Source organism: Chrysiogenes arsenatis DSM 11915 (assembly GCF_000469585.1).
GTDB classification, from domain to species: Bacteria; Chrysiogenota; Chrysiogenetes; order Chrysiogenales; family Chrysiogenaceae; genus Chrysiogenes; species Chrysiogenes arsenatis.
In genome coordinates, this window is the sequence record NZ_AWNK01000001.1 from 380139 (window position 1) to 391595 (window position 11457).

The following is an 11457-nucleotide window of genomic DNA, read 5'->3' on the forward strand; positions in this document are numbered from 1 at the left end:
ATTGGTCATGACTCTTGGCAAGGGCATTTTTCAGTTTCTTTACGAAGATCTGATCAACACTCCAAGTGAAAATACCATCATGCTCTGTTCCTGATAGACAAAAAGGTGGAGCGCTTGGCTCCACCTTTTTATAAACATTGTTCGTAAAACTTAACCGCAAATTTTTGCTTTGATATACTCACGGTTCAGTTTAGCAATAAAGCGAACGCTGATCCCTTTCGGACAAGCCGCTTCGCACTCATAGTGGTTCGAACAGTTGCCAAACCCAAGTTTCACCATCGTGTCGGTCATATCACAGACGCGCTGAGCCGCTTCGATGCGCCCTTGTGGGTAACTGGCAAGGTGCGTAACCTTGGCACCGACAAAGAGCATCGCTGATCCATTCGGACATGCCGCTACGCAAGCGCCGCAGCCAATACATTCCGCCGCGTCCATACCGGTGTCGGCATCTGGCTTCGAAACAGGGATAGCGTTCCCGTCAGGTACCCCGCCAGTATGCGCAGAAATATACCCGCCAGACTCGATCAATTTATCCATTGCAGTTCTATCAACCACAAGGTCACGAATGATCGGGAACGCTTTCGCGCGCCATGGCTCAAGGTAGATAGAATCGCCATCTTTAAAGCGACGCATATGCAACTGGCACGACGTCACCAAATCTTCTGGTCCATGCGGTACGCCGTTGACGACCATGCCACACGTGCCGCAAATACCTTCACGGCAATCGTTATCAAAGACAATCGGGTCAATCCCCTGAGCGATAAGATCTTCGTTCAGCACGTCGATCATTTCAAGGAAAGACATTTCGGGGATAATGTTCTTGGCCGTATATTGCTCAAAACGCCCCTTTTCCTGAGCGTTTTTTTGCCGCCAAGCAAAAATCTTCAGGGTCATGGTTTCATGGTTTGATGCTGCGTGGCTCATTACTTGTAGCTCCTTACGGCAAGGTGAACGTTTTCGAACTTCAGGGGCTCTTTGTGGAGTTCAGGTTCTTTATTAACACCTTTATACTCCCACGCACCAACGTAACAGAAGTTTTCGTCATCGCGCATTGCCTCGCCATCTTCAGACTGGTATTCCGTACGGAAGTGACCACCACATGACTCTTTGCGATGCAGTGCGTCACGGGCAAACAGCTCACCAAACTCAAGGAAGTCGGCAACCCGGCCAGCATTTTCAAGCTGTTGGTTGAGTTCTGCCCCAGAGCCAGTGACTTTCACGTTTTGCCAGAACTCCTCACGCAACTTTGGAATTTCTTCCAGAGCGTACTTGAGACTGGCTTCGTTGCGCGCCATACCGACATTTTCCCACATAATCTTACCAAGCGAGCGGTGGAATTCAGTAACGGTTTTCTTACCGTTAATGCCAATCAAGCGCTTCGTATTCGCTTCAACTTCCGCTTTCGCGGCTTTAAAGGCAGGATGGTCATCTTTAATCGTTCCTGGAGTAATACGCGCCAAGTAGTCGGCAATAGTATAAGGAATGACAAAGTAACCGTCGGCCAAGCCCTGCATCAACGCTGAAGCGCCAAGGCGGTTCGCACCGTGAACCGAGAAGTTCGCCTCACCCAAAACAAAAAGACCAGGGATATTGCTTTGCAGATTGTAGTCAACCCAGAGGCCACCCATTGAGTAGTGAGGCGCAGGGTACATCCGCATTGGAACTTTGTAGGCATTTTCATCCGTGATTTTTTCATACATCTGGAAGAGGTTGCCGTAACGCTCACGAATTTTGTCTTCACCGAGGCGGTTGATCGAAGAAGCGAAGTCAAGGTAAACACCACGTCCGCCAGGCCCTACACCGCGACCATCGTCACACTGCTCTTTAGCAGCGCGCGAAGCGATATCGCGTGGCGCAAGGTTGCCGAAGCTTGGGTACTTCCGCTCAAGATAGTAATCGCGAGCTTCGTCAGGAATTTCACTGACTGGCTTGCCGCAATCTTCTTTTTTCTTCGGAACCCAGCAACGGCCATCGTTACGCAGTGATTCTGACATCAACGTCAGCTTCGACTGGTGGTCGCCAGACTGTGGAATACAGGTTGGATGGATCTGTGTATAGCAAGGGTTCGCAAAATATGCGCCCTTCTTCGCGGCTTTCCACTGTGCGGTAACAGAACAACCCATAGCGTTGGTAGAAAGGTAGAATACGTTGACATACCCACCGGTTGCGAGGCAAACCGCGTCGCCCCAGTAGGTTTCGATTTCGCCATTCACGAGGTTACGGCAGATGATACCGCGAGCCACACCGTCTACCACAACAAGATCGAGCATTTCGCGACGCGCGAACATTTTCACGCTGCCAGCGTTAATTTGGCGCGCAAGCGCCTGATACGCGCCAAGCAACAGCTGCTGACCCGTCTGGCCACGAGCGTAGAAAGTACGAGAAACCTGCGCACCACCGAAAGAACGGTTGTCAAGGTAGCCAGCATAATCACGCGCGAAAGGAACCCCTTGCGCAACGCACTGATCAATAATGTTGTTACTGACTTGCGCCAGACGCCATACATCAGCTTCACGAGCGCGGAAATCGCCGCCCTTAATCGTGTCATAAAACAGGCGGTAGATAGAGTCGCCGTCGTTTGGATAGTTCTTCGCTGCGTTGATGCCGCCCTGCGCTGCAATAGAGTGCGCACGGCGTGGGCTGTCCTGATAGCAGAACGCCTCAACGTTATAGCCCAGTTCGCCAAGACTGGCGGCACCAGCGGCACCGGCAAGACCAGTTCCGACCATCAGTACTTTGAACTTCCGCTTATTGGCTGGGTTTACCAGCTTCATGTCGAAGCGGTGCTTATCCCATGTTTTTTCAATTGGTCCAGAAGGACATTTTCCGTCGAGAATCACGTTTTCCCCCTTATACTTTCACGATGCCGAGCAATACGGAGACGGGAAATGTGACGTATCCCAGTGCAATAGCCGCTGCCACGACGTAACCGATTTTCTGGAGAGTCCCCAGAATCGGACCGTTGTTCAAACCAAGCGTTTGGAGCATGCTCGAAAGACCATGGCTGATGTGGAACAGTAATGCGAACATAGCGATGATGTACACAGCTGCAATCGCGAAGTTTTCAAAGCTGAGCACAACCATCGTATACACGTCAAAACGACCCGCAGCATCGATTCCCTGTGAAATTTCGGGATTCGTAATGCGCACGGTAAAGTGGAGCAAGTGGTACACAACAAAACCCAAAATAACCACACCAGTGTAGATCATGCTCTTGGCAGCTACCGTCGTGCGCAGGTCTTTTTTGTGCATGTACTGAATTGGACGTGCATCGCGGTTTTCCGCGGTGAGTTGAATACCTAAAATCACGTGGAAAATAAACAGAACGGCCATAACAAGGCGGAAGATCCAGACACCAGCCCCGAGGCTGTGCAGGAATTCAGCATACGCATTGAGCCCATCTGGCCCAATAAAAAGTGAACTGTTACCAAGCATGTGGATGACAAGAAACAGAAACATCAGCAGGCCAGTGATAGCCATGAAGATTTTCCGACCCACAGCACTTTGGAGAATGGACATGTTGCATCCCCTCTTTACGTAAAAATTTAATAAACCTAAAAAAAGGTGGGGAATGCCCCACCTGATTTTCCTAAATAAGCATTATGCAGGTGCGAGAACCTTATCCATTGCGCCAACAAGTTCTTCAACTGCGTCGCAAGAGATTTTGAGAAGCTTGGTTTCTTCAGCGTCGAGATCCATTTCAATGATCTGTTCAATCCCTTCAGCACCAAGAACTACAGGAACGCCAACGTAGAATCCTTTTACGCCGTATTCGCCGTTCAAGAGAGCGCAAACAGGAAGCAGACGCTTCTGGTCGCGTAGGATCGCTTCAACCATAGCAATAGCCGAAGAAGCAGGAGAGTAGAACGCTGAACCGTTTCCGAGCAGCTTAACAACTTCGCCACCAGCGCCTTTAGTACGCTCAACCATAGCAGTCATGACTTCTTCAACTTTCGTCATGTCGCCTTTGTATTTTTTCTTCAACAGTTCATACACAGGAATACCATTGACGTTTGCGAAGCGCTTAATAGGCACCATCGTGTCGCCGTGACCACCAAGAACCATTGCGTTAACGTCTTTTACCGATACGCCGAGTTCCCATGCGATGAACGAGGAGAAACGAGCAGAGTCAAGCACGCCAGCCATACCCATTACGCGCTTGCTTGGGAAACCAGTGATGCGTTGGCACAGAGTAACCATTGCGTCAAGTGGGTTAGAGATAACGATAACAAAAGCGTTCGGAGCGTACTGCTTAATCCCTTCAGCAACCTGAGTCATGATCTTGGCATTTGTCGCCAACAGATCGTCGCGGCTCATGCCTGGCTTGCGCGGTAGACCGGCAGTGACGATAACAACATCAGAACCTTTGATGTCAGCATACTCATTTGCACCCTTGAGTTCGACATCAAAGCCATCAACACGGCTGGCTTCAGCGATGTCAAGAGTTTTCCCCATCGGCATGTTCTGCACGATGTCGAACAGAACCACGTCGCCGAGTTCACGCAGTGCGCAGAGTTGGGCGAGAACGCCACCAATTTGACCGCCACCGATTAAAGCAATCTTTTTACGGGCCATGAGTGCCTCCTTAAAATTTGCCGCCCCACAATGGGAGCGAGTATTGATGAAAAAACTATACGTATTGCCGAATTACCATTTGTAAAGTAGTACGCATCCCCTACGAGCACTGCCTATTTCGTGACACACACGGTAGACAAAACCAAGAAGAACGGAACTTCTGAAAAGGCGCTATGCGGCATTGTATACAATATGCGATACTAGGAAATCGACTCTCCACTGTCAAGTCAAAAGATGTTTGTTTCCCGTCACAGTTCCCTCAATAGCGGTATTCATTCGACTTATACGGCCCGGCAACTGGAACACCAAGGTAGGCTGCCTGCACATCGCTCATGCGAGTAATCACACCGCCAAAGCCCTCAACCATGTACCGCGCAACTTCTTCATCCAATAATTTCGGCAATACCTCAACACTCAACATCTGGCTCTTTTGCCCGACGGTCAAAGCAGCGAATTGCGCTTTATACAGGTGAATTTGCGCCAATACCTGGTTCGCAAATGACCCATCCATAATGCGGCTTGGATGCCCCGTAGCATTGCCAAGGTTGACCAAACGCCCCTCAGATAAAAGCAGCAAGTAATCCGCGCTTCCTTGATTCGGCTCTGATCCCGCTGAGCAATCGCGATAAATCTTATGTACTTGCGGCTTTACCTCTTCCCATGCCCACTGCTTGCGCAAGAACGCTGTATCGATTTCGTTATCAAAATGGCCGATATTGCACACCACCGCACCGCGCTTGAGCGCCGCCAGCATGTGCGCATCGCAGACATTGACATTGCCCGTCGTCGTTACCAGCAAATCAATTTTCCCGAGCAGTGCCGCGTCAACGCCGGCCGCTGTTCCTGTATTGATACCGTTGATATACGGCGAAACGACCTCGTACCCATCCATACAAGCCTGCATCGCGCAGATCGGGTCGATCTCGGTCACTTTGACAATCATCCCTTCTTGACGCAGCGACGCCGCCGAGCCCTTTCCAACATCACCGTATCCGATAACCAACGCTTGTTTACCGGAAAGCAGGTGATCCGTTGCCCGCTTCACGGCATCGTTCAAACTATGACGGCAACCATATTTATTATCATTCTTTGACTTCGTAACCGAATCATTGACATTGATCGCGGGAATTCTCAGTGTCCCCTTTTGGAGCATTTCCTGCAAGCGGTGCACGCCCGTTGTCGTCTCCTCAGACACACCATGAATGCCATCCAATAAATGCGGATACTTTTCGTGCAAGAGCGCCGTCAAATCGCCACCATCATCCAGCACCATATTTGGCACCCAACCATTCGGGCCATGAATAGTCTGCTCGACACACCACCAGTATTCCTCTTCCGTCTCGCCTTTCCAAGCAAAAACCGGAATACCAGCTGCCGCAATCGCCGCCGCCGCATGGTCTTGCGTTGAGAAAATATTACACGAGCTCCAGCGCACTTCGGCACCGAGGCTCACCAACGTTTCAATCAACACCGCCGTTTGAATCGTCATGTGAATGCAGCCAGTAATGCGAGCCCCTTGCAGCGGTTGTTCCGCATGGTATTTCGCACGAATTTTCATCAAAGCGGGCATTTCTGTTTCCGCAATCCGAATCTCACGACGCCCCCAAGCGGCCAAAGAGAGGTCTGCTACTTTGTAATCACTCATAAAAAATTGTGTCCTCCAAATATGTGGTAGCGAATAGTACAACGACCCGATAAAAAATTCATCGTGAAAGTTGCTTTTTTTGACGCGAAGGGAAGGATCTTGACAGTCCGCTTCGCACATTGTATACAATGTGCACTATGAGCATAACGGGGTTATAAATCTCGACAGCACTGAAACCGAGTTTCGCGATAACAGCGGCTCTGCTTCAGGAAACACTCAACACTTTTTCAAGGAGAAGACATGGCAAATCAAAATGCAACGATCATCTGGACTGAAATCGACGAAGCTCCGGCACTCGCCACCTACTCTCTGCTCCCAATCGTGCAGGCGTTTTCGAAAGATTCCGGTATCAGCGTCGAAATGCGCGACATCTCCCTTTCCGGCCGGATCATTGCGAACTTCCCTGACTTTTTGACCAAAGAGCAACAAATTCCTGATTTCCTTCAGCAACTTGGCGAAATTTCAGTTACACCTGAAGCAAACATCATTAAGCTGCCAAATATCAGCGCCTCTATTCCTCAGCTGCAAGAAGCGATTAAAGAACTTCAGGGCAAAGGCTATAAACTCCCTGACTATCCTGAAGATCCGAAAACTGACGAAGAAAAAGCCATCAAAGAGCGCTACGCCAAAGTACTCGGCAGTGCGGTTAACCCTGTTCTGCGCGAAGGAAACTCTGACCGTCGTGCAGCAGTTGCCGTCAAAAAACACGCCCAAAGAAACCCGCACCGCATGATGCGCCCTTGGCCACAAGGCTCGAAAACTCGCGTCGCCTTCATGCAAAACGGCGACTTCTACGGCAGCGAGCAATCCGCAACGATGGACGCCGCTACCAGCGTAAAAATTGAGTTTGTCGGCAATGGCCAAACAAAAATTCTCAAAGAAAAAGTAGCACTGCAGGCTGGCGAAGTTATTGATTCTTCTGCTCTGAACGTCAAAGCACTGCGCAAATTCTACGCTGAGCAGATCGATGCCGCGAAAAATGACGACGTGCTGCTGTCGCTTCACCTTAAAGCCACGATGATGAAGATTTCCGATCCGGTTATGTTCGGCCACGCAGTGGAAGTATTCTACGCTGACGTCTTCAAAAAACACGGCGAAACCTTCAAGCAAATCGGTGTCAATACCAGCAACGGTCTTGGCGACGTCTACGCAAAAATCACCAAGCTTCCTGCTGACCAAAAAGCCGCTATCGAAGCTGACATCCAAGCCGTCTATGCGACACGCCCACGCCTTGCGATGGTTGACTCCAGCAAAGGGATCACCAACCTGCACGTACCAAACGACATCATCGTTGACGCCTCTATGCCAGTTGTCATCCGTGACGGCGGTCAAATGTGGGGACCAGATGACAAGCAGTATGACACCGTTGCTATGATCCCTGACCGTTGCTACGCGACTATGTACCAAGAGATGATTGTCGATTGTCAGAAAAACGGCCAGTACGACCCCGCCACTATGGGCAGCGTATCGAACGTTGGCCTGATGGCGCAAAAAGCCGAAGAATACGGCTCGCACGACAAAACCTTCTTCGCTCCAGCTGATGGCGTAATCCGTGTTGTCGACAACAACAGTGGCAAGTGCTACATGGAACAAAAAGTTGAAACTGGCGACATCTTCAGAATGTGCCAAGTGAAAGACCTGCCAATCCAAGACTGGGTAAAACTTGCCGTCAACCGTGCGAAAGCTTCCGGCGCTCCGGCTATCTTCTGGCTTGACAAAAACCGCGCCCATGACGCGCAACTCATCGCGAAAGTTGAGAAGTACCTCAAAAACTTCGACACAACTGGCCTTGAAATCAGCATCATGACACCAGTCGAAGCCATGCGTTTTTCTGTCAAGCGAATCCGCGAAGGCAAAGACACTATTTCCGTTACCGGCAACGTTCTGCGCGACTACCTCACCGACCTTTTCCCAATCCTGGAACTCGGCACCAGCGCCAAAATGCTTTCTATCGTACCACTGCTGAACGGCGGCGGACTCTTTGAAACTGGCGCCGGCGGATCGGCTCCAAAGCACGTGCAACAGTTCGTCAAAGAGGGCTACCTCAGATGGGATTCGCTCGGCGAGTTCTGCGCCCTGACAGCATCGTACGAGCACATTGCCAGCGTTTACAACAACCCGAAAGCCGCACTGCTCGCCAAAACACTTGACGATGCGGTAGCGAAATTCCTCGACAACGACAAGTCACCAGCACGGAAAGTCGGCCAGATCGACAACCGTGGCAGCCACTTCTACCTTGCTCTCTACTGGGCTCAGGCACTGGCTGCACAAAGCGAAAACAAAGAACTTCAGTCTCAGTTCGCCAAAGTTGCCAAAGAACTGGAAGCCAACGAAGCAAAGATCAACGAAGAGCTCCTTGCCGCGCAAGGCAAACCAATGGACATTGGTGGATACTACCGCCCAGTCTTCGAAAAAGCGGACAAAGCAATGCGTCCAAGCGCAACACTGAACACGATTATCAACGCTATCTAATCTGACAGCATCAATACAAAAGCCCCCGGTTGCTACAAGAGCGATCGGGGGCTTTTTTGTTACGTCATCAGCAAGGCATTTCCGCACCGCGCCGCGCGTAAAACCACCACGTCATCGCAATACACGTCACATAAAAGACGATAAAGCCAAGCAAAGCCGCTTCCGGCCCACCGGTCATGCTGATCGACGTGCCATAGCTTTTGGGAATAAAAAATCCGCCGTAGGCTGCCATTGCCGAACTAAATCCCAGTACCGCCGCAGCTTCTTTATTGGCGTCACGTACCGCTTGCTCTTGAGCGGCCACCCCTTTTCCCGCAGCATCACGTTGCCGTTCTGTCATAAAAATCACGGGCACCATGCGGAAGGTCGATCCATTGCCAATCCCTGTCGTGATAAAGAGCACCATAAACATCGCCAGAAAACCCCAGAAATTCCCCCCGCTCCAGCCTGAGGGAAGGAAATAAAGTACGCCGAATACGGCCAGCAACATCGCAATAAAATTCCAAAAGGTTACGGTGGCACCGCCAAGTTTATCCGACATCCAGCCACCAACAGGACGGATCAGCGCCCCGACTAACGGCCCAAGAAACGCGTATTTCATGGCATCAACATCGGGAAACTGCATTTTGATGAGCATCGGAAAACCAGCGGCATACCCGATAAATGACCCAAATGTTCCCAGATAGAGCCAACACATCAGCCAGTTATGCTTGCGCCGAAAGATAATGGCTTGTTCCGAAAACGAGGCTTTCGCGCTGGCAATATCGTTCATGCCAAACCATGCCGCTAAACTGGCGGCGGCAATAAACGGCACCCAGATGAATCCAGCATTCTGTAGCCACATCTGCTTGGTCACATCCCCTTTGACCCACGTCAGCGGCTCACCACCCAGCGCGCCAAACACACTTGCGGTAATGACCAGCGGCACCACAAATTGCACTGTGGAGACACCAAGATTGCCCAGTCCGGCATTCATCCCAAGCGCCGTACCTTTCTGTGATTTGGGGTAGAAAAAGCTGATATTCGCCATACTAGAAGCAAAATTTCCGCCGCCAAAACCACACAGCAATGCGAGCAGCAACATGATAGAATACGGTGTTGCCGTATCTTGCACCGCAAAGCCGATACCAAAAGCTGGCAGCAGCAGTGACGCCGTACTGATGGCCGTCCAACGGCTCCCACCAAATATCGGCACCATAAAGGAATAGAATATCCGCAACGTTGCTCCCGACAAACCCGGCAATGCCGCCAGCCAGAACAACTGGTTGGCACTGTAGGTAAAACCAAGATTCGGCAGATTGACGACCACAACGCTCCACACCATCCACACCGCAAACGCCAGCAGCAGGTTCGGAATAGAAATCCACAGATTCCGCTGCGCAATGCGCTTCCCCGTACTTTCCCAAAATTCGCTATTTTCCGGCTCCCACTGCGTCAGAACCCGTTTTGATGAACTTTTCATGATAGCTCCCTTGAAAAATCTAAAGATCAGATGATTTTTTCAGTTCTTCTTTGCCAGTCGAAGCAATCAACTTCAGCGTTTTCACACCACGCACTTCCGTTGAATACATCCAGACCAATGACCATGCGGTAATCAGAAATAACAGCATAAAAATACTGCTATTGATTCCCGTCAAATCGACCATCATCCCGAAAACAACAGGAAAAATAAATCCACCGAGTCCACCCATCAGCCCGACAATGCCGGAAATAACACCGATATTGTGGGGATATTCGTCACCGATATATTTAAACACCGATGCTTTGCCAAAGCCCCACGCAATACCAACCACAAACAACAGTGCCGTAAACAACCAGACATTCAGACCAAGATCAAGAACAAGCTCACCACGTAGTGTCTGTATGATCACGGTGTGCTGCGGGTAAGAGAGCACAAACAAGGCAACACACGAAGTCCACATAACCCACCACGTAACCGTGTGCGCGCCAAATTTGTCTGAAAGCCATCCGCCAAGCGCCCGTATAACACCAGAAGGGAGAACGAAAATAGCGGCAATCAACGCCGCCGTTTGAATGCCAAAGCCGTATTCACTGATATAGTACTTTGTCAGCCATAACGAAAGTGCCACGTACCCACCAAAGACGATGGAGTAGTATTGGCAGTATTTCCAGACACGGATATCGCGCAACGCTTTCAGCTGGCTGCGAAACGTTACTTCTTGGCCAACTTTGTGATGAGGTTCGGTAAACGTAAACACCAGAAACAAAAGCGCCACCATAGCCAGTGCTACCGCGTACACTTGGGGTACACTCTGCCAGCCATAGGCGACAACTAATGCCGGAGCGACAAATTTTGTCAACGCTGCTCCCGCATTCCCCGCCCCGAAAATACCCATCGCCAAACCTTTGCGTTCTTTGGAAAACCAACGCCCCGTGTACGCAATACCCACCGAAAAAGAGCCTCCCGCCACCCCGATAAACAAACCGAGCAGCAGAAAATGCCAATAGACAGTGGCATAACTGATAAGCCAGATAGGCACCACTGCCGAAAACATCAGCACCGTGAACACCAACCGCCCACCGTATTTGTCCGTCCACATGCCCAGCGGCAGACGGATGAGCGAACCGGACAGAATCGGAGTCGCTGCCATCAGTCCGAACTGTGTCTCGCTGAGCCCCAACTCATTCTTGATCGGTATTCCAATAACTGAGTACATGACCCACACCGCAAAACACGCGGTGAAGGCCGTGGTACTCATTATCAGCACCGATATCTGTTTGCGTTTCTTCGATGCCATGCCTCA

At 50.5% G+C, this 11457-nt stretch carries 8 protein-coding genes; 1 reads left to right on the forward strand and 7 read right to left on the reverse strand.

Translation table 11 applies throughout. The features are described 5' to 3' along the window. Nucleotides 1–150: 150 nt before the first annotated feature. From P304_RS0101730 to ahcY, 5 genes are all read right to left on the reverse strand, one after another. A complete protein-coding gene (locus P304_RS0101730) occupies nt 151–924 on the reverse strand; it encodes a succinate dehydrogenase/fumarate reductase iron-sulfur subunit (protein WP_236613288.1) in 774 nt (257 codons plus the stop codon). Next, nucleotides 924–2840 carry a fumarate reductase/succinate dehydrogenase flavoprotein subunit gene (locus tag P304_RS0101735; protein WP_027389134.1) on the reverse strand — a complete coding sequence of 639 codons (1917 nt, stop codon included), beginning with the start codon at nt 2838–2840 and terminating at the stop codon, nt 924–926. The genes P304_RS0101730 and P304_RS0101735 overlap by 1 nt, the downstream gene beginning before the upstream one ends. A 10-nt stretch (nt 2841–2850) precedes the next feature. Next, entirely contained in the window at nt 2851–3519 is a 669-nt protein-coding gene (locus P304_RS0101740; RefSeq protein WP_027389135.1) for a succinate dehydrogenase cytochrome b subunit, read from the reverse strand. Nucleotides 3520–3600: 81 nt separating this feature from the next. After that, a complete protein-coding gene (mdh, locus tag P304_RS0101745; protein ID WP_027389136.1) occupies nt 3601–4575 on the reverse strand; it encodes a malate dehydrogenase in 975 nt (324 codons plus the stop codon). A 259-nt stretch (nt 4576–4834) separates the two neighbouring features. Continuing rightward, on the reverse strand, nt 4835–6220 hold the full coding sequence (gene ahcY, locus P304_RS0101750; RefSeq protein ID WP_027389137.1) for an adenosylhomocysteinase: 1386 nt from the start codon (nt 6218–6220) through the stop codon (nt 4835–4837). Between the two features lie 240 nt (nt 6221–6460). On the opposite strand from ahcY, the gene P304_RS0101755 reads away from it, so the two are divergent. Next, a complete protein-coding gene (locus tag P304_RS0101755; protein WP_027389138.1) occupies nt 6461–8692 on the forward strand; it encodes an NADP-dependent isocitrate dehydrogenase in 2232 nt (743 codons plus the stop codon). A 67-nt stretch (nt 8693–8759) separates the two neighbouring features. On the opposite strand, the gene P304_RS0101760 is transcribed toward P304_RS0101755, so the two are convergent. Then, complete coding sequence (locus P304_RS0101760) at nt 8760–10154, reverse strand: NarK family nitrate/nitrite MFS transporter (RefSeq protein WP_034763535.1); 1395 nt, start codon at nt 10152–10154, stop codon at nt 8760–8762. Between the two features lie 19 nt (nt 10155–10173). Next, entirely contained in the window at nt 10174–11451 is a 1278-nt protein-coding gene (locus P304_RS0101765) for an MFS transporter (protein ID WP_027389140.1), read from the reverse strand. Nucleotides 11452–11457: the final 6 nt, after the last annotated feature.